The 16,635-nt window shown below is 70.2% G+C and carries 22 protein-coding genes; 12 read left to right on the top strand and 10 right to left on the bottom strand.

Features of this window, described 5'->3' with window-relative positions:
* Positions 1 to 20 precede the first annotated feature (20 nt).
* Positions 21 to 473: a MarR family transcriptional regulator gene (locus ABZX12_RS13750; RefSeq protein WP_355692958.1), complete on the bottom strand. Its 453-nt coding sequence runs from the start codon at positions 471 to 473 to the stop codon at positions 21 to 23.
* Between the two features lie 61 nt (positions 474 to 534).
* Here ABZX12_RS13750 and ABZX12_RS13745 point away from each other — a divergent pair, with 61 nt between their 5' ends.
* Positions 535 to 834, top strand: coding sequence for a hypothetical protein (locus ABZX12_RS13745; RefSeq protein ID WP_355692956.1), 300 nt, complete (start codon positions 535 to 537; stop codon positions 832 to 834).
* Between the two features lie 15 nt (positions 835 to 849).
* On the opposite strand, the gene ABZX12_RS13740 is transcribed toward ABZX12_RS13745, so the two are convergent.
* Together ABZX12_RS13740 and ABZX12_RS13735 are read right to left on the bottom strand one after the other, a co-directional pair.
* A complete protein-coding gene (locus ABZX12_RS13740; protein ID WP_355692955.1) occupies positions 850 to 1,413 on the bottom strand; it encodes a LytR C-terminal domain-containing protein in 564 nt (187 codons plus the stop codon).
* Between the two features lie 31 nt (positions 1,414 to 1,444).
* Positions 1,445 to 1,738: a type II toxin-antitoxin system VapB family antitoxin gene (locus tag ABZX12_RS13735; protein ID WP_130386840.1), complete on the bottom strand. Its 294-nt coding sequence runs from the start codon at positions 1,736 to 1,738 to the stop codon at positions 1,445 to 1,447.
* Between the two features lie 159 nt (positions 1,739 to 1,897).
* Here ABZX12_RS13735 and ABZX12_RS13730 point away from each other — a divergent pair, with 159 nt between their 5' ends.
* The 5 genes from ABZX12_RS13730 (at position 1,898) to ABZX12_RS13710 (ending at position 6,687) form a co-directional block, all read left to right on the top strand.
* The gene (locus ABZX12_RS13730) at positions 1,898 to 2,602 is read left to right on the top strand and encodes a L,D-transpeptidase family protein (protein WP_355692953.1); all 705 of its coding nucleotides are present in this window, start codon (positions 1,898 to 1,900) and stop codon (positions 2,600 to 2,602) included.
* 69 nt (positions 2,603 to 2,671) lie between these two features.
* A complete protein-coding gene (locus ABZX12_RS13725) occupies positions 2,672 to 4,219 on the top strand; it encodes a helicase HerA-like domain-containing protein (RefSeq protein WP_355692951.1) in 1,548 nt (515 codons plus the stop codon).
* 156 nt (positions 4,220 to 4,375) lie between these two features.
* Positions 4,376 to 5,716 (top strand): GGDEF domain-containing protein, encoded by a 1,341-nt coding sequence (locus ABZX12_RS13720; protein WP_355692949.1) that lies wholly within the window; start codon positions 4,376 to 4,378, stop codon positions 5,714 to 5,716.
* Positions 5,717 to 5,737: 21 nt separating this feature from the next.
* Positions 5,738 to 6,262 (top strand): SigE family RNA polymerase sigma factor, encoded by a 525-nt coding sequence (locus ABZX12_RS13715; RefSeq protein ID WP_355692947.1) that lies wholly within the window; start codon positions 5,738 to 5,740, stop codon positions 6,260 to 6,262.
* Positions 6,259 to 6,687 (top strand): hypothetical protein, encoded by a 429-nt coding sequence (locus tag ABZX12_RS13710; protein ID WP_355692946.1) that lies wholly within the window; start codon positions 6,259 to 6,261, stop codon positions 6,685 to 6,687. Before ABZX12_RS13715 ends, ABZX12_RS13710 begins: the two co-directional genes overlap by 4 nt.
* A 57-nt stretch (positions 6,688 to 6,744) precedes the next feature.
* Here ABZX12_RS13710 and ABZX12_RS13705 read toward each other — a convergent pair whose 3' ends face one another.
* Together ABZX12_RS13705 and ABZX12_RS13700 are read right to left on the bottom strand one after the other, a co-directional pair.
* Complete coding sequence (locus ABZX12_RS13705; protein ID WP_355692944.1) at positions 6,745 to 7,278, bottom strand: hypothetical protein; 534 nt, start codon at positions 7,276 to 7,278, stop codon at positions 6,745 to 6,747.
* Positions 7,279 to 7,394: 116 nt separating this feature from the next.
* A complete protein-coding gene (locus tag ABZX12_RS13700; protein WP_355692942.1) occupies positions 7,395 to 8,594 on the bottom strand; it encodes a hypothetical protein in 1,200 nt (399 codons plus the stop codon).
* Positions 8,595 to 8,749: 155 nt separating this feature from the next.
* On the opposite strand from ABZX12_RS13700, the gene ABZX12_RS13695 reads away from it, so the two are divergent.
* Positions 8,750 to 9,265 (top strand): SigE family RNA polymerase sigma factor, encoded by a 516-nt coding sequence (locus ABZX12_RS13695; RefSeq protein WP_355475199.1) that lies wholly within the window; start codon positions 8,750 to 8,752, stop codon positions 9,263 to 9,265.
* Entirely contained in the window at positions 9,265 to 10,272 is a 1,008-nt protein-coding gene (locus ABZX12_RS13690; RefSeq protein ID WP_355692940.1) for a hypothetical protein, read from the top strand. The genes ABZX12_RS13695 and ABZX12_RS13690 overlap by 1 nt, the downstream gene beginning before the upstream one ends.
* Before the next feature lie 30 nt (positions 10,273 to 10,302).
* Here the strand turns inward: ABZX12_RS13690 and ABZX12_RS13685 are convergent, their stop codons facing one another.
* Both ABZX12_RS13685 and ABZX12_RS13680 read right to left on the bottom strand, forming a co-directional pair.
* On the bottom strand, positions 10,303 to 10,806 hold the full coding sequence (locus ABZX12_RS13685; protein WP_355692938.1) for a DinB family protein: 504 nt from the start codon (positions 10,804 to 10,806) through the stop codon (positions 10,303 to 10,305).
* Positions 10,803 to 11,597: a helix-turn-helix transcriptional regulator gene (locus ABZX12_RS13680; RefSeq protein ID WP_355692936.1), complete on the bottom strand. Its 795-nt coding sequence runs from the start codon at positions 11,595 to 11,597 to the stop codon at positions 10,803 to 10,805. The genes ABZX12_RS13685 and ABZX12_RS13680 overlap by 4 nt, the downstream gene beginning before the upstream one ends.
* 113 nt (positions 11,598 to 11,710) lie before the next feature.
* On the opposite strand from ABZX12_RS13680, the gene ABZX12_RS13675 reads away from it, so the two are divergent.
* Positions 11,711 to 12,073 carry a nuclear transport factor 2 family protein gene (locus tag ABZX12_RS13675; protein ID WP_355692935.1) on the top strand — a complete coding sequence of 121 codons (363 nt, stop codon included), beginning with the start codon at positions 11,711 to 11,713 and terminating at the stop codon, positions 12,071 to 12,073.
* Between the two features lie 117 nt (positions 12,074 to 12,190).
* Entirely contained in the window at positions 12,191 to 12,928 is a 738-nt protein-coding gene (locus ABZX12_RS13670; protein ID WP_355692933.1) for a phytanoyl-CoA dioxygenase family protein, read from the top strand.
* Here the strand turns inward: ABZX12_RS13670 and ABZX12_RS13665 are convergent.
* Positions 12,909 to 13,772 (bottom strand): aminoglycoside phosphotransferase family protein, encoded by an 864-nt coding sequence (locus ABZX12_RS13665; RefSeq protein WP_355692931.1) that lies wholly within the window; start codon positions 13,770 to 13,772, stop codon positions 12,909 to 12,911. The two genes, ABZX12_RS13670 and ABZX12_RS13665, sit on opposite strands and share 20 nt — an antisense overlap.
* 87 nt (positions 13,773 to 13,859) lie before the next feature.
* Here ABZX12_RS13665 and ABZX12_RS13660 point away from each other — a divergent pair, with 87 nt between their 5' ends.
* Together ABZX12_RS13660 and ABZX12_RS13655 are read left to right on the top strand one after the other, a co-directional pair.
* Positions 13,860 to 14,660 (top strand): methyltransferase domain-containing protein, encoded by an 801-nt coding sequence (locus ABZX12_RS13660; protein WP_355692929.1) that lies wholly within the window; start codon positions 13,860 to 13,862, stop codon positions 14,658 to 14,660.
* 423 nt (positions 14,661 to 15,083) lie between these two features.
* Positions 15,084 to 15,836: a hypothetical protein gene (locus ABZX12_RS13655; protein WP_355692927.1), complete on the top strand. Its 753-nt coding sequence runs from the start codon at positions 15,084 to 15,086 to the stop codon at positions 15,834 to 15,836.
* 161 nt (positions 15,837 to 15,997) lie between these two features.
* On the opposite strand, the gene ABZX12_RS13650 is transcribed toward ABZX12_RS13655, so the two are convergent.
* Both ABZX12_RS13650 and ABZX12_RS13645 read right to left on the bottom strand, forming a co-directional pair.
* Positions 15,998 to 16,321 (bottom strand): hypothetical protein, encoded by a 324-nt coding sequence (locus tag ABZX12_RS13650; protein WP_355692925.1) that lies wholly within the window; start codon positions 16,319 to 16,321, stop codon positions 15,998 to 16,000.
* Positions 16,318 to 16,512 (bottom strand): hypothetical protein, encoded by a 195-nt coding sequence (locus ABZX12_RS13645; RefSeq protein WP_355692923.1) that lies wholly within the window; start codon positions 16,510 to 16,512, stop codon positions 16,318 to 16,320. Before ABZX12_RS13645 ends, ABZX12_RS13650 begins: the two co-directional genes overlap by 4 nt.
* Positions 16,513 to 16,635 lie beyond the last annotated feature (123 nt).

Below are 16,635 nucleotides of genomic sequence, written 5' to 3'. Positions count from 1 at the left end.
CGCCTCGCCGCGCCGATCAACTAACGCGTCGCCGCGGCGATGACCTTGGTCAGGCGGGCGTGCAGGTCCATGAGTTCGTCGACGTCCATGCCGAGGCGCTCGACGATGGCAGGTGGTACTTCGAGGGCCTGCTCGCGCAAGGCCCGGCCCTTGTCGGTGAGCGCCACAGCGAGGGAGCGTTCGTCGGCGCGAGACCGGTCGCGGCGCAGCAGGCCGGCCGCTTCGAGACGCTTGAGCAGCGGCGACAACGTCGCGGGCTCGAGCTGCAGCATCCGGGAGAGGTCCTTGACCGAGACCGGCTCGTGCTCCCAGAGCGCCAGCATCACCAGGTACTGCGGGTGGGTCAGGCCCATCGGCTCGAGGACCGGGCGGTAGAGCGCGATCACGGTCCGCGCGGCGACCGCGAGACCGAAGCAGACCTGGTGCTCCAGCGCGAGAGGGTTGTCGGGCGGCGTGATCTTCGTCCCTGCCATGCGGTTAGTGTAGCAACATTATGTACACTAACTATTAGTGCGAATAGTCAGTGAGGGAGCGATGACGCAGGTGATACGACGCCGGACCCCGCGGCCGATGAACATCGAGACCGTGCAGCGCTGGGTGGTCTCGGCCATTCTCTTCCACGTCGGCAGCGTCCCGGCCGTCACCCTGGCCGTCTACAGCATCGGCGTCGCCGGCGACGACTTCGGCAAGGGCGTCGGCCTGTGGCTGATGTCGGGCGTGATCGGCGTACTCACCGCGGTCGGCATCCTCGCCATTCACCGGCGCAGGCTGGTGTCGGCCTGGCTGCTGCCGGGTATCCTCCCGACCGCGGTCACCGGGTTCTTCATCTTCTGACCGCGGCCGGAGGCCTCAGTTCGGGTTCTGGCCGGAGGGGACGGGCTGCGGGCTGCGGACCACCGGCAGGCAGACCGTGGAGCCCGGGGCGACCGCCACCGACGGGATGCCCTTGAGCTTCACCGCGCCGAAGCCGGCGCCGATCACGAGGTCGACGGTATGGTCGGTGCGGCCGTCGGCGATCAGCTGCGCCTTCTGGTTGAGCTGACCCGCGACGAGCAGCATCTCCGGCGCGTCCTCGGTGGCGCCGCGCAGCGCCACCACCTCGGTCTTGTCGCCCTTGGGCTCGTTGGCGACCCGGTCGATGTTGAAGCCGCGCTGTTTCAGCACCTCCGCGACCCGGCCGGCCGAGCCCGCGCGGGCGCCGCCGTTGTACACGTTCAGCACCACCTGCTTCGGGACCAGGCGGTTGTTCGTCAGTTTCTGCTCGGTACAGGTCGGCTCGGCGCTGCTGTGCATCAGCGAGTTCCAGCCCCACCAGCCGCCGCCGGCGAGGATCCCGAGCAGGATCACCATCGTGATCGGCGTGCGCCACCGGATCCGCGAGTGCGGTCTCGGTTGCGGATGAATCGCTGTCACTTGCTCCTCCCCCCGTGAGCGGCAGCCATGGTCAGTCCACTACCAGTACCCGCGCATGCAGGACTTGACGCTGCTGAAGTGCGGCCCGCAGCGCGCGGTGCAGCCCGTCCTCGAGATACATGTCGCCCTTCCACTCCACCACGTGGGCGAACAGGTCGCCGTAGAAGGTCGAATCCTCGTCGAGCAGTGCGTTCAGGTCCAAGGTGCCCTTGGTGGTGACAAGCTCGTCCAGCCGCACCTGCCGTGGCGGCAGCGAGGACCAGTCCTTCGGCCGCAGGCCGTGGTCCGGGTACGGCTTGTCGTCCCCGACGCGCTTGAAGATCACCCCCCGAAGTCTAGCCGGATCACAGGTCGTCCGAGAGGTCACAAATGTCACCGGAACAGTCCGGTTCACCGACTCAACCTTTCCGGGCTGCCCGGCGTCCTACAGGAACAGGAAGCGGTGGGGGCGGATCCGCGCCCACGACCAGGGGGAGTGAACGATATGCGAATTCTTCCGAAACTCGGCCTCGCGACCGCGGCGATCACGCTGATCGGGCTCGGTACGGCGGTACCGGCCGAGGCTGTCACGGTGTCCCAGGTGAAGGCCGCCCAGGCCCGCCTGAACACGCTCGGCTGCACGTCCGGCCCGGTCGACGGCAAGGCCGGCCCGATGACCCAGGCGGCCACGGTGCGCTTCCAGTCCGCGAACGTCCTGAGCCAGACCGGGTCGCTGAACAGTACGACGTACGCGCGCCTGATGGCCTCGACCGCGAAGCGCTGTGACGTCCGCGCGGTGCCGCGGCGCTCGGGGACCGGGCGCCGGATCGTCATCAGCCAGACGCAGAACTGGCTCTGGCTGATCGATGCCCGGGGCAAGGTCGTGCGACAGGGCGGGATCATCGACAACCCGACGTACCTCAAGCCCGGTACGTACACGAGCGGCTCGAAGTGCGGCCGGCCGGCCCGGGTCCTGCGCAACACCGACGGCGGGCGGCTGTACCTGAACCACTTCGTCCGGTTCGCGCCGTGCGGCGTCGGGTTCCACCAGATCCCGACCTACAAGTCGAACGGCCGGCAGATCCACGCCGACTGGCTGCTCGGCACGAACTACCGCGCCTCGCACGGCTGCATCCGGGTGTCGGCCTCGATGTCGGTCGCGATCTGGTCGTTCGCGGCCGGCGCGACGCGTGTGGTCGTCATGCGCTGACCTCGGAGGACTAGCATGCCGACCGGGTAGTACAGCCCAGAGTCAGGCAACCGGGGAAAGGCGCGCCAGATGGCCGAGAAAGCCGACGTCGTGGAGACCGTCAAGCAGGGGTACGCGTTCGAGGGGCCGGCGCTCGAGCTGGGTGCGTTGCTGGTCGACGGTGAGCCGAATCCGGAGGCAGCGGTGCGGATCCCGCTGGGGATGATGAACCGGCACGGCCTGGTCGCGGGTGCCACCGGTACCGGTAAGACGAAGACCTTGCAGCTGATGGCCGAGCAGCTGTCGGCGGCCGGTGTCGCGGTGTTCGCCGCCGACATCAAGGGCGACCTGTCCGGCGTCTCGCAGCCCGGTGCGGGCGGCGACAAGCTCCTCGCCCGAACCAAGAGCATCGGCCAGGACTGGACCGCGACCGGTTTCCCGACCGAGTTCTACGCGCTCGGCGGCCAGGGCACCGGGATCCCGATCCGCGCGACGATCACGTCGTTCGGCCCGGTGCTGCTGTCCAAGGTGCTCGGGCTGAACGACGTCCAGGAGTCGTCGCTCGGGCTGATCTTCCACTACGCCGACAAGGCCGGGCTGACCCTGCTCGACCTGAAGGACCTGCGCTCGGTCATCCAGCACCTCACCTCCGACGAGGGCAAGGACGACCTGAAGGAGCTGGGCGGCCTGTCCGCGGCGACCGCGGGGGTGATCCTGCGGGCGCTGATCGGGTTCGCCGACCAGGGCGCCGAGGCGTTCTTCGGCGAGCCGGAGTTCGACACCGCCGACCTGCTGCAGCAGCGCGACGGCAAGGGTGTCGTGTCGCTGCTGGAGCTGCCGAACCTGCAGGACCGGCCGGCGCTGTTCTCGACGTTCCTGATGTGGCTGCTCGCCGACCTGTTCCACGATCTGCCCGAGGTCGGCGACGTGGACAAGCCCAAGCTGGTGTTCTTCTTCGACGAGGCGCACCTGCTGTTCAACGACGCGTCGAAGGCGTTCCTGGACGCGATCGCGCAGACCGTCCGGCTGATCCGGTCGAAGGGCATCGGCGTGTTCTTCGTGACCCAGACGCCGAAGGACGTCCCGGACGCGGTCCTCGCGCAGCTCGGTTCGCGCGTGCAGCACCAGTTGCGGGCGCACACGCCGAACGACGCGAAGGCGCTGAAGGCGACGGTGTCGACGTTCCCGAGCTCGTCGTACGACCTGGGCGAGGTGCTGACCCAGCTCGGGATCGGCGAGGCGATCGTCACCGTGATGAACGAGAAGGGCGCGCCGACCCCGGTCGCCTGGACCCGGCTGCGGGCGCCGCAGTCGCTGATGGCGCCGGCGTCCGCGGAGCAGTTGACCGCGGCGGTGCAGGCTTCGGCGAACAACGCGAAGTACTCGCAGACGCTCGACCGCGAGTCGGCGTACGAGATCCTGGCCGCGAAGGTGCAGGCCGGTGCGAAGCAGGCCGAGGCCGAGAAACAGCAGCAGGAGCAGGCCAAGCAGCAGGAGGAGCCGCGGCCGCGGGCGCAGAAGCAGGAGAAGTCGATGGTCGAGCAGGTGATCGGGTCCTCGGCCTTCAAGCAGTTCGCCCGGTCGGCCGGCCGGGAGATCGTCCGGGGCCTGTTCGGCGCCGCCCGGAAGCGTCGCTGACGGTCCGGGTTTTCCTTGTCAGGACAGGGAAACCTGGCCCGATCGTTGATCAAACGACTGACTCAGCAAGCTCTGCCGATCGTTTCCAAGTCGTCATCCACAGCCGCGCCGTCACCGATTGGGCCGTGACGCCTACACGCCGTACCGTGTGAAGTGATGGTTGCACAGAGTAGGCGGGCGATGCGTTCCTGGGCGCTCTGGACCCTGACGGTCCCGGCGTTCGCCGTCGTGGTGCTCGTCGACCTGGCCGCGATCGGGTACGGCGTGCGCGCGTTCACCGAGGTGCCGAGCTGGCGCGGTCTCGACGTCGTGTTCGCGCTGACCGTCTCGGCGCTGATCTCGGTCGAAGGCGCTCGCCGGGTGGAGAGCCGCCGGCGGCGCGGCGGGGCGTTGCACAAGGACCTCTCCCCGGCGTGGATGATCGCCGCGTCGGTGATTCTGCACCCGGCGCTGGCGATCCTGGTCGCGGTGCTGCTGCGGATCTGGTGGCGGATCCGGGCCGGCAAGTGCATCCCGTACCGGTGGGCCTTCTCGACCGCCGTGCACGTCCTCGCGGTCGGCGCCGCGCACGCGGTCTTCGTCTCCGCGCGCGGCCTGACCGGCGGCGACGGCCTCGGTCTGGTCGTCTCGATGGCCGCCGGCGCCGTGGCCTACGTCGTGACCGACACCTTGCTGTGCGGGCTCGCGATCTCGCTGATCATCCCGGGCAGCAACCGCCGCGAGACGGTCGGCGGCCTGGACGACCTGTGCACCGACGTGGCCGCCGCGACCTTCGGGTGCCTGCTCGCGGCGGCGTGCCTGATCAGCCCGTGGTTCGCGTTCGTCGCGATCCCGGTCACGCTGACCGCGCAACGCGCCCTGCTCCTCGGCCAGCTGGAGACCGAGGCCCAGACCGACCCGAAGACCAGCCTGACCCGGGTCGACTGGTGGCGGCGCCGGACCGAGCACATGCTGCGCACCTCGCGGAACCAGCACGAGCCGATGGCGGTGCTGCTGATCGACATCGACCACTTCAAGCAGGTCAACGACCGGCACGGCCACCTGGTCGGCGACGAGGCGCTGCGCGCGGTCGCGACGATCCTGCGCAGCGCGATCCGGGCCAAGGACGTGATCGGCCGGTTCGGCGGCGAGGAGTTCGTGATCGCGCTCCCGGACACCGGGCTCGACGAGGCGACCGTGACCGCCGACCGGCTCCGCAACGCGGTCGCCAACAGCCCGCTGGCCGCGATGTGCGCCGGCGTCCTGGACGACCCGGACCTGGATCCGGACACCTTCCACCTGACCGTCAGCATCGGCGTCGCGGTCTTCCCGGCCGACGGGACGACCGTCGACGACCTGCTGCTGCGCGCCGACCGCGCGATGTACGCCGCGAAGGCCGCCGGCCGGAACCGGGTCCGCCTGGCCGCGGACATCGTCCCGCTGCCGCGGCTGACCGCGACCGCACAATTCGTGGACCAGACAGAACCTTTGGCTCCTGCCCAGCGTCCTGTGAGGTGAGGACGGCAGGACGGAGCACAGATGACGGCCACGGGGAGTCGTGACGACGACTTCACGGCATTCGTGCTGGCCAGATCCGCGCGCCTGGTGCACTTCGCGCGCGTGCTCTGCGGTGATGCGGGCCTCGCCGAGGACCTGGTGCAGACCGCGCTGGAGAAGGCGTACCTGCGCTGGGACCGGATCGAGATGGCCGACCCGTTCGCCTACGTCCGGCAGGCGGTGGTCAACCAGCACCTGTCGTGGGTACGGCGACGGCCGTGGCGCGAGCGGCCGAGCGGTGACACGACCGAGCTCGAGCTGCTCCTCGAGGCGGACGCGGATCCGAGCGGCGGCGTCCATCGACGGGTCGCGGTCGGGGCCGCGCTCGCCACGCTGAGCCGGCGCGAGCGGGCGGTCGTCGTACTGCGGTACCTCGAGGACCTGACCGAACGGGAGACGGCCGCGGTTCTCGGGGTGGCGATCGGGACGGTGAAGAGCGCGAACGCGCGAGCCCTGGACAAGCTGCGGGCCGCGCCCGAGCTGAGCGGTGTGGGGGAGCGGGCATGAACGACGAACAACTCCGGGCAGCCCTGGCGCCTGACGACACGATCGCGCCGCTCGACCCGGCGCGGGTGATCGCCGGCGCGCGACGCCGACGGGTCCGCGGCCGGGTCGCCGCCGCTGCCGCTTCGGCCGCGGTCGCCGGGGTGGTCGCCGTGACGGTGGTCGCCGGGCTGCCGCGAGCCGACGTACCGCAGCCGGCAGGCCCAGGTCCGGCCGTGCCGGTGCAGCCGCCGACCCCGACGCCGACTCGCACGCCCTCGGTGCGACCGACGCCACCGCCCAGCGCGACGCCGACATTTCCGGCTCGGCGGACGGTGCGGCCGACGAGTGTGCCGACGGTGAGCACGCCGCCGGGGCCGCGCGGTGACCGTGCGACGCCGCTGCGGCAGGCCACCCCGTCGACTCCGCCGACGCGGACGCCGGACTGAACGGGGACAGAACCTTTTCCTTGCCCGGGTGCGTCCTTCAGCCCGACCGAACATCACTTAGGTGCGGAGGGCAACAATGAACGAGGCAGGCCGGAAGCGGCGGACGACCCGGGTGCTGGTGGGCGCGATCGCGTCCGCGGCCGTCGTCGGGGTCGCGGTCGCCGGAACGGCGATGGCGCGCAGCGGCGGCTCGACCGCGGACGCCGCGGCCCAAGGCGGTCCCGCGGCAACGCCGACCCGGTCGACGTCGCAGCAACCGGCGTCCCGTGCGACGCCGAGTGCAGTCGCCACCCCGACCCGCGCACCGTCCGCGCGCCCGGTCCCACCCACCCTCCCACCGACCGCGATCCCGACCTGCCGGCCGGTCCCCACCCCCTCGCTGCCACCGTCAGCGACCCCGACCCGCGGCCCGGTCGCCACCCCGACGCGCCGCGCGATCGCCACCCCGACCCCTCCGCCGACCGCGACGCCGACCCGTCGTCCGGTCCCTACGCCGAGCCTTCCGCCGACGGTGTCGCCCACTCGTGCGGTTCCGTCGCCGAGTTGCACGCCGGCCTCGGCCCAGCTGCCGACGGCATTCCCGGCCGGCAAGTAGCACGCTCGGGCAGCGGATCTCCAGCACTCATCAACCACTCGTCAATCGCACGGCCGCACGCTCGCTGAGCGTGCGGCCGTGGTGTTTGTGCCGATTGATGAGTCGTGGAGGTTCAGCAGGCGCCGAAGGTGCCGGCCGAGACCCACGCCTTCGCGACGTACATACCGGCGTTGACGCGAAGCCAGACGTTGCTCGTGCCCTGCGAGCCGCTGACGCTCTCCCCGGTGGTCTGGCACTCGACGGTGACCTGCGCCGACTTGCCCGCCATCCCGACGACCGCGCCGGAGGAGTTCGGGGCGTTGCGCACGTTCAGGTAGCCGGACGAGATCGACACCGTGCCGCGGCCACCGTCACCGGTCCACAGATAGGTGACGTCGACCCACGAGTTGTCGGCCAGCTTGAGCGCGTCCCAGAACACGCCGTCCGCGAGGTCGATCCCGGCCGGGTTGGCGACGGTCCGGCCGAACTGGTCCTTCCCGCCGTTGTAGCCGTCCTGGTACGCCGCCTGCGCCTCGGGCTTGCCCTGCGGCAGGTCCTTCCACATCTCGCGGGTCGCGCTCGGGTTCCAGTAGTCGTCCTTGGTGTTCCACGGGCCGACGTCCCACACCGGCTCGAAGGCGCACCGGGTGGCGGTGCAGACCTTCACCGAGTACGTGCCGGATCCGGCGCTGGACAGCCCGCGTCGGGACGGCAGGGCGACGAAGTGGTCCCGGCTGACGATCACGTGGCCGTTGGCCGTCGTACCGCCGACCAGGCCTTCGCGGGTGGCGAAGACGTGCGACTTGAGCGGTGCCGCCTGGATCGTCATCCGCGGTGCCGCGGTCGTGTCGGTGGGTTGTACGGTCACGTCGCCGACCCACGGCGCGGCGCCGGTCGAGGGAGCGCTGACGATGATGCGGACCTGGACCTGGTCGCTCGCCGCCGGCAGCGCGGTCGGCGTGCCGGCCTTGGCGGCGGTCCACTCCGACCACCGGTTGCCGGCCCACGACCGTACGTCGACCTCGGCCGACGAACCGTCCGGCGTACCGGAGGTGTAGCCGATGACCACGGCGGACGTGGAGGCGCCGAACCGGACCGGGGCGAGCTCGGCCAGGCCGGAGCGTTGCCTGATCTCGGTCGAGCCGATCGCGGCCGGGGCGTCTCCGAGGATGATCCGGCTGCCCTCGACGCTCACGTTGCTGGATCCGGCGAGGGGCTGGGCCGCGATCGCGACCGGATCCGGGGTGGCGGCGGTGCTGGGCAAGGTCGCGGTAAAGATCGCGGCGGTCAGCGCCAGACAGGCGGTGAGCGCGGTGGAGCGGGTGATACGCATGGGCGGAACCTCCGGGGCGGTGAAGGCTTGTGCACCCAATGTGACTCACAAACACCTCTTCTGCATAGCCCGTGAATAAATTTCTCGTGACGGAACAGAACCGGTGCGGTCACCCAGCGGGTCTGGATCGTTGTGACAGAGGCTGAGGAGAATCGATGACCCGGACCGCGGACGCCGACTTCGAGCGCTTCGTCGTGGCGCAGTCGACACCCTTGCTCCGCTTCGCGGAGATGTTGTGCGGCGATCGGCACACCGCCGAGGACCTGGTGCAGCAAGCGTTGATGCGGTCCTACCCGAAGTGGCACAAGCTGACCGGCGACCCGTTGCGGTACGTCCGGCGCGTGCTGGTCAACCGATTCCTCTCCCAGGCCCGCCGGCACTGGAACAACGAAGTACCCAGTGATCCGGTGCAGAACGATTGGGACCAGCGAGCGGTGGCGGACTTCGCCGGGGCGGTTCAGACCAGAGAGGCCGTGCTCTCGGCCCTCGACGGTCTGACCGTCCGGGAGAGAGCCGTGGTCGCGCTGCGTTACTCGCAGGATCTCTCCGAGGCCGAGACCGCCGAGCTGCTCGGCATGGCGGCCGGGACCGTGAAGAGCACGGCCTCCCGGGCCCTGGCCAAGTTGCGTCTGGCACCCGACCTGATCGACAGCGGAGTTGGAGGAAACTGATGAGTGACGAGCAGCGGGTACGCGACGCGCTCACGTACGAGATGCAGCCGTGGCAGCCGGACACCGCCGACCTGATGCGGCGCGGCAAGCGGCTGGCCTGGGTACGCCGGGGGCTGGCCGCCGCCGGTGTGACCGCACTGGCCGGCACCGTCGCGACGGTGTCCGCCGCGGTCGGCGGCCCGGCGCCGGTCAAGAATCTGCTGGCCGGGGGCGGCAAGCCGCCGGTGCCGGCGGTGGTTCCGACCGAGACCCCGAAGGTGCCGTCGGTGGATCCGACCTGCCTGCCGCAGAAGCCGCACCTGCCGAAGGTCTTGGTCTCGGTGAACAAGACCATCGACCCGAACAACCCGCAGCAGCCGACGCTGCCGGCCAAGCCCAGCCTGCCGACCGTGCCGACTGCGAAGCCGACGCTGCCTGCGAAGCCGAGCCTGCCGGGCAAGCCGAGCCTGCCAAGCACGACGCCGAGCTGGCCGACGGGTAAGCCGAGCCTCCCGACGACGAAGCCGAGCTGGCCGACGTCGAAGCCGTCGCTCCCGACCGCCAAGCCGACCTTGCCGACGGCCGAGCCGTCGCTTCCGACGACGAAGCCGAGCCTGCCGACGAAGCCGAGCCTGCCGACGTTGCCGACCGCGGCCAAGCCGACGCTGCCGGGCAAGCCGAGTCTGCCGACGACGGTTCCGTCCGCCAAGCCGGTCCCGACGCCGCCGCTGCCGGAGTGCGTCAACGGCGTACCGACCGAGAAGCCGACGGCGCCGAACCCGACGCTGCCGAACGTGCCGGGCAAGCCGACCGGAAAGCCGACCGCTCCGTCCCTGCCGACGGTCACGGTCTCCGGCGGCGTGAAGGTGACGGTCGACCCGGGCACGCAGCAGACCGCCCAGCCGACGCTGCCGAACAAGCCCTCGGTACCGACCACGAAGCCGACGTTCCCGACCACGAAACCCAGCATCCCGACGCCGAGCTTCCCGACGACGTTCCCCACCGGTCACCCCTCCTCAAACCGGTAGGGACCAGCCACCGGCGAGTGGGTCACGCAGCTACTCGCCGGTGGCGCCATCCGCGAGCTCGCGGGCCACGTCCAGGTGGCCCGCGTGCCTCGCGTACTCCTGCAGTACGTGGAAGAGGATCCAGTTCAGCGTCGGCCGGTCGTCGGTCCCGAAACGGCCGCCGGCCGACGCGACCGTCGCCGGATCGACGCCGGCCACCACGCTCCGGGTGAACTCGCCGCCCGTGTGCAGCTCGGCCAGCAGTCCTGGGAGCGTGTCGTCGGGCCCGAGTGTCCACGGGCCGTCCGGATCGTCCGCGGAGTCACCCCACGGGTGGTCGACGGGCTCGGCGACGAACCCCCAGCGCAGCCAGCGCCGCTCCATGAAGATCAGGTGTTTCAGCAGCGCCAGCGGCGTCCATCCCGACGGCAGGCGACTGCTGCGCAGGTCGGAATCGCTCATCCCGGTCAGCTTCGTCTCGATGATGCCGCGATAGCGGTCGAGGTACTGCAGGTGCAGCTCGATCGTGTCGGCGAGGTCGCGGGCAGGCTTCACGACAGCGTCCTCAGATAGTCGGCCGTCGTCGTGTCCGCGGGGTAGAACGACTCGATCATCAGCTCCGACACCGTGACGTCGAGCGGCGTGCCGAACGTCGCGATGGTGGTGAGCAGCGACAACTCGTGCCCGTCGTGCGTGAGCTGGAACGGTACGACGACCTCGGCCGGCGCGGGTGGCGCCGGCTTGTCGTGGACGGCGTACCCGCGCAGCTCGTCGTACAGGTCCTGGAGCTCGGGGTCCGCGGTGCCGGCCACCTGGCGTTGCAGGCCGGCCAGTGCGGCGGCGCGGACCTCGGCGAGGTTGGCGATCCGCCGCGCCAGGCCGTCCGGGTGCAGGGTCAGCCGGAGCGCGTTGATCGGTGCCTGGAGCAACTTCTCGTCGACGTCCGCGGTGAAGATCGCGATCCCGGCGTTCGCCTCGACGATGTTCCACCAGCGGTCGACGACCAGCGCCGGGTACGGCGCGTGCGCCTCGAGCAGGCGGCGCAGCGTCGTCCGGATCGCGAGCATCGACGGCGAGTGCAGCGACGCCTCGCTGTACACGGGCGCGAACCCGCCGGCCAGCAGCAGCTGGTTGCGGTCCCGCAGCGGTACGTCGAGTTGCTCGGCCAGCCGCAGCACCATCTCGCGGCTCGGCCGCGACCGCCCCGTCTCGACGAAACTCACATGCCGCGTGGACACCTCGACCCGGTTCGCGAGCTCGAGCTGGCTGAGCCGCCGGCGCTCCCGCCAACCGCGCAGCAGCTCGCCCACCGGGCGCTGGAACGTCTCCTCGATCGTGGCTGCCATACCCCGACCGTAGCGGTTCGCGTAGACAGCTCCATTACCTCTGACGTCATCGACGGTACGCCGGGCGCGGCGGCAAGGTTCTGTTCATCACCACGAACCGAGGAGGAAACACCATGAACGCAACCGCTCTCGCCGACCAGTACTTCGCGATGTGGAACGCGGCCGACGCCGACCGCCGGGCCGAGCTGATCGCGGCCAACTGGACCGCGGACGCGACCTTCCAGGACCCGAGCTTCGAGACCACCGGCCACGACGAGCTGAACAAGCTGGTCGGCGCCGCGCAGCAGATGTTCCCGGGGCTGTCGTTCGTGCGGATCGGCGGCATCGACGAGCATCACGGCTACCTGCGCTGGACCTGGCACCTGCAGGCCGACGGGCAGGAGCCGGTGGCGGGCGGCACCGACATCGTCGTCCTCGACGCCGACGGGAAGATCCAGAAGCTGATCGGCTTCCACGACTTCGCCCCGGAGCACTGACCTTTCGGGCACCCTGCAGACGAGACCGGATCGCGGCGTACCTCCTGGAGGGCGAGCTGCCGACGGGCGACTGCTAATTGGGTGGAAGGTCCGCGGCGGTCGGCGCAGCATGGACGGATGCTCACCGCTGACGAGCAGGACGTTTTCGAGCGCGACGGGATCGTGAAGATCCCGTCCGCCTTCCCTTCCGACGAGGCCGCCGCCATGCGGGACGTGCTGTGGAGCGAGTTGTCCGCGCGGCACGGGATGGATCGTGACGACCGCGCCACGTGGACGCCGTTGCGGCCGACCGGCCTGAAGACCACCAAGTCCAGCCGCGCGGCCCTCGCGGTGCTCGGCCCAAGGGTGCGCTCGGCGCTCGACGGGCTGCTCGGCGAGTGGATCCGGCCGAAGCACGCCGGCCAGGTGCTGGTCACCATGCCGGAAGGCGTGTCGTGGTCGGTGCCGCACCGGCAGTGGCACACCGACGTCGGGTTCGAGACGCCGACGGAGGCAGTCAAGATCTGGGCCCTGCTCGGGGATCTGGAGCCGGGCGGCGGCGGGACTCCGCAGGTCGCGGGCTCGCACCGGATCATCGAGCGCTTCCTGACCACGACGGACGAGCGCGAGTTCAAGGCGGTCCGCGACCAGGTGCTGCGCTCCGATCCGTGGCTGCGCAACCTGACCTCCGAGCAGCGCAGGGTCGACCCCCTCGAGCCCACCGAGATCGAAGGGCTGCCGGCCCGCGTCGTCGAGCTCACCGGTCGGGCCGGCGACGTCTACCTGACCCATCCGTGGATTCTGCACTCCATCGCGCCGAACGCCGGCGACGTTCCGCGGATGATGCGCAGCCGCTTCATCTGGAAAGCGCAGTGACCAGCCGCGCGCAGCGGACCGGGTCGTCGGTGAGGCCGGCCGAGAGTCCCCAGAGCCAGTAGTCCACGGTCCGCCAGATCACCCAGTCCCGCGCGCGGTCCCGGTCCAGCCCGGCTTCGCGGACCGCGCTGTCGAAGTACCGGAGGATGTCCGTCATCTCGTCGAGCCGTGTCCAGAGCACACGGCCGAGGTCGAACTCGATGTCGCCGCGGTACAGGACCGGGTCTACGGTCAGCCATTCCTCCCGCGTGCCCGCCAGCACCTGGTCGGAGTGGAAGTCGCCGTTGACGGCGAGGGTCGAGCTGGTCCGTGAGAGTGCCGGCGCGACGTCGAGCGCCTCCCGTAGCGCGCCCTCCGGGAACGGCCGGCCGAGCTGCGTCCACTGCGCCTCCAACTCGGCTGAGCGCTTGGCCACGATGTCCGCGGTGGACAGGGCCTCGTCAGGGCCCGGTACGGCGAGTCTGCGCATCAATCGGCCGAGTACGGCGACTGCTTCGTCGACGGGCCGGGTCGTCAACGGTGTGGACAACCGCTCCAGCAACATCGCACCGGCGTCGACATCGACGTCGTACAGGTGGGCCATGCCCCGACCTGCCCACCAGCGGAGCGCCCAGACCTGCTCGGAAACCTCGTTTCCGGGCGGCGACATCCGCAGCACGAACTCGCCGGAATCCCGCCCGACCGGGACCACAATCGCGTTCGACCCGTGTGAAACCGCTCCCACGACGGTCAGATTCCAGCGCTCGCACTGCCGTTGCACTGCCTCCGGCAGGTCGCGCAACCAGTCAGCACCCTCGGTCCACCACCGCGGCATCCGCAGGAATTCCGCTGGCACGTCAATCATCGGGTCACCGTAACCGGGGCAACCCGGGGCATTTACCGAGGGGGCAATGGCCTCCCCAGCGGCGAGACGGAGGTCCATGATGTGGCCATGGGCGGAGACGTTGATGTGGACGGGTTGCGGTTCGACGCGGAGGTCTCGCGGCAGATCGAGGCGGTGTACCGGACTCCGGACGTGGTCGAGCAGCGGCGCGCGGTGCGGGCGGCGCTCGCGTTGCGGCCCGGTGACCGGGTGCTGGACGTCGGGTTCGGGCCCGGATTGCTGGCGGCGGAGATGGCCGGCGAGGTCGGGCCGAGCGGACGGATCTGCGGGATCGACGTCAGCGACAGCATGCTGGCGATCGCTCGCACGCGCGCCGACGTACCCGGCGGGCCCGGCCTGGAGCTCGAGCTCGCGTCGGTCGAGCGGATCCCGCACCCGGCGGAGAGCTTCGACGTGGTCGTCTCCACGCAGGTCTTCGAGTACGTCGAGGATGTCGCGGCCGCCCTGGCGGAGGTACGTCGGGTGCTCCGGCCCGCGGGGCGCGTCGTACTCCTCGACACCGACTGGGGCTCGGTGGTGTGGCGGTCGAGCGACGACGAGCGGATGGCGCGGGTGCTGACCGCGTTCGAGGATCATCTGGCCGATCCTCATCTGCCGCGGACGCTGGCCGACGTACTGGTGAAGACCGGTTTCACGCCGACGCATCAGCAGGTGGTGCCGATCCTCAATCTCGGGTACGACCAGCGCACGTACAGCGGCGGCCTGATCGACATCGTGTCGGACTTCGTGCCCGGCCACGGCGGCATCACGCAGGACGAGGCGCGAGCGTGGGCGGACGACCTGCGCGGTCTCGGCGAGAGCTACTTCTTCAGCCTGAACAGGTACCTGTTCGTCGCGTCCGCCCTCTGACGACGCTGTGACGTGCCTGGCGGGTGCGTCCTGGGAGAGACACACCCGCCGGCCGGTCGTTCTCCCGCCCCTCAGTGGGAGAACTCGCGGCTCGGTGAACACCACCCATGCCCGAATGGCACTGACCGAACCGCGGGACCACCTAGAGGTACCCCAGATCGCCGCCCGGCACACACTCCGGCACGCGTATCGGACGGAAACTTCACATTCCTCAAACCTTCGCCGGTCGTCCCTGACCTGAGACCTGCCTAGGCTGGTCCGCGATTTTCGCGCACCCGGGTCGGTGCGCGGACGACCAGGGGGAAGGAACGACGATGCCGGAAGTGTTCGACGACGAGTTGACCGAGGACGTGCTGGACGAGCTGGAGGCGCTCGGCGCGGCCGAGGACGCGGACATGATCCTCGGTGCGGCGGGTGAGAAAGGTGCCTGAGGCAAGGATTTCCTGGCGCGGCTTCACGATGAACCGGCGGACCGTGGCGATGGTCGAGGCCGCGGAGCAGCTGTACGACTCGAAGTTCGCGATTCTGCAGGGGTCGTACAACGCCGGCGACGTGCAGGCCTCGGCCGGCACCCACGACGGCGGCGGCGCGGTCGACGTCGACGTGCGGACGAAGAGCGCCGCGCAGCGGGTCGCAGTGGTGAAGGCGTTGCGGCAGGTCGGGTTCGCCGCCTGGCTGCGGACGCCGGCGCAGGGCAACTGGCCGTATCACGTGCACGCGATCGCGGTCGGCGACAAGGACCTGTCGCGGGGTGCGGCCGTCCAGGTCGCGGAGTACCACCGCAAGCTCAACGGGCTGGCGAACCGCGGCAAGGACGACGGGCCGCCCGGGTACTACGGGATGACCTGGGAGCTGTACCTGAAGGCGCACCCGCCGAAGGACCCGGTGCCGGACTCGACGATCTCGCTGGCCGCGATGGAGTACGCCCGGACGCACGACGCGATGACCGGCGTGTGGGGCGCGGACCGGGCCCGGGTGATCGCCTGGGCGGCGCATCCCCGGGTCGGCGCGATCACGAAGGCCGAGACGGTGCCGCCGGCCGGCGTGCCGTGGCACCTGCATTTCCAGCGGGTGATCCGCAAGGTGCAACTGCACTTCAAGCTCGAGGTCACCGGGATCTTCAACTCCGCCGTGGCCGGCGTGATGAAGCGGTACGGGTACACGATCGTCGCCTGAACCTGCGTGTCCGGAGCATCGGCAAGGCCCCACCGGTAGCAGCCGGTGGGGCCTTGGTGGTCCACTACCGCCCGGGCATCCCCGGTGCAGCTGTGGAGGTGGAGAGCGGAACCGACGCCGATGCAGGGGTCAAGACGTCAGCTCCGCTTGCCTGTGTGGAGTTATCTCGAGTCGGCCGCCCAGACCTGCGCCTGGTGGAACTCGAGGTGTTGCCGCATCGCCGCCGGAGTGCCGCCGGTGCTGCCGAACCCGAGGTGGTTCATGGTCGGTACGACGACGGCGTGCACGTCGGACCGCTTCACCTCGTCGAGCAGTGCGTGGAACGCCGCCGACTCGGCCGCATCGCGCTCGGTGTAGACGGTGCCGAGGGTGAACCCCTCGGCGCTGGCGAAGGCGACCAGGGAATCGGTCGCGGCGGCCAGCTCCTCCGCGCAACTCAGCGCGTCGGCCCGTACATACCCGAGCAACGTCGGCCGGGTGGTCATCGCCCAGGCACCGCTTGCGTGTCGACCAGCACCGGCTCGCTCGTCACCCGGAGGGAGGCGAAGCGCCGGCGCATGGCTTCCTCGTACTGCGCTGCCTGCTCCGCCGTGGCGGTGTGGTCCGCGATCGGGTTCGCGCCGAACCAAACCCGCACCCGACGGTGCGTTGCGGGGGTCTCGAGCGTCTCGGTCATCGCGGTTCCTTCGGCAGTCTCGGTCTCACCCCGGACGGCTTTGTCCGGCGTTGAGATAAAGAAACCTCACCGGCACCGACCTTCGGAACACTTCCGTAGGGACCTTTACAGAGGCCTAACGCA

Source organism: Kribbella sp. NPDC003505, from assembly GCF_040610875.1.
Taxonomy (GTDB): domain Bacteria; phylum Actinomycetota; class Actinomycetes; order Propionibacteriales; family Kribbellaceae; genus Kribbella.
The sequence above is the reverse complement of the archived record's forward strand: the minus strand, read 5'-3'. Positions and strand labels throughout refer to the sequence as shown.

Coding starts and splice junctions, on each gene's coding strand:
- ABZX12_RS13715 (WP_355692947.1), top strand. CDS start 5,738: ATGACGGCCACGGGGAGTCGTGACGACGACTTCACGGCATTCGTGCTG.
- ABZX12_RS13690 (WP_355692940.1), top strand. CDS start 9,265: ATGAGTGACGAGCAGCGGGTACGCGACGCGCTCACGTACGAGATGCAG.
- ABZX12_RS13750 (WP_355692958.1), bottom strand. CDS start 473: ATGGCAGGGACGAAGATCACGCCGCCCGACAACCCTCTCGCGCTGGAG.
- ABZX12_RS13745 (WP_355692956.1), top strand. CDS start 535: ATGACGCAGGTGATACGACGCCGGACCCCGCGGCCGATGAACATCGAG.
- ABZX12_RS13680 (WP_355692936.1), bottom strand. CDS start 11,597: ATGGCAGCCACGATCGAGGAGACGTTCCAGCGCCCGGTGGGCGAGCTG.
- ABZX12_RS13675 (WP_355692935.1), top strand. CDS start 11,711: ATGAACGCAACCGCTCTCGCCGACCAGTACTTCGCGATGTGGAACGCG.
- ABZX12_RS13670 (WP_355692933.1), top strand. CDS start 12,191: ATGCTCACCGCTGACGAGCAGGACGTTTTCGAGCGCGACGGGATCGTG.
- ABZX12_RS13710 (WP_355692946.1), top strand. CDS start 6,259: ATGAACGACGAACAACTCCGGGCAGCCCTGGCGCCTGACGACACGATC.
- ABZX12_RS13650 (WP_355692925.1), bottom strand. CDS start 16,321: ATGACCACCCGGCCGACGTTGCTCGGGTATGTACGGGCCGACGCGCTG.
- ABZX12_RS13730 (WP_355692953.1), top strand. CDS start 1,898: ATGCGAATTCTTCCGAAACTCGGCCTCGCGACCGCGGCGATCACGCTG.
- ABZX12_RS13695 (WP_355475199.1), top strand. CDS start 8,750: ATGACCCGGACCGCGGACGCCGACTTCGAGCGCTTCGTCGTGGCGCAG.
- ABZX12_RS13700 (WP_355692942.1), bottom strand. CDS start 8,594: ATGCGTATCACCCGCTCCACCGCGCTCACCGCCTGTCTGGCGCTGACC.
- ABZX12_RS13665 (WP_355692931.1), bottom strand. CDS start 13,772: ATGATTGACGTGCCAGCGGAATTCCTGCGGATGCCGCGGTGGTGGACC.
- ABZX12_RS13720 (WP_355692949.1), top strand. CDS start 4,376: ATGGTTGCACAGAGTAGGCGGGCGATGCGTTCCTGGGCGCTCTGGACC.
- ABZX12_RS13660 (WP_355692929.1), top strand. CDS start 13,860: ATGGGCGGAGACGTTGATGTGGACGGGTTGCGGTTCGACGCGGAGGTC.
- ABZX12_RS13725 (WP_355692951.1), top strand. CDS start 2,672: ATGGCCGAGAAAGCCGACGTCGTGGAGACCGTCAAGCAGGGGTACGCG.
- ABZX12_RS13645 (WP_355692923.1), bottom strand. CDS start 16,512: ATGACCGAGACGCTCGAGACCCCCGCAACGCACCGTCGGGTGCGGGTT.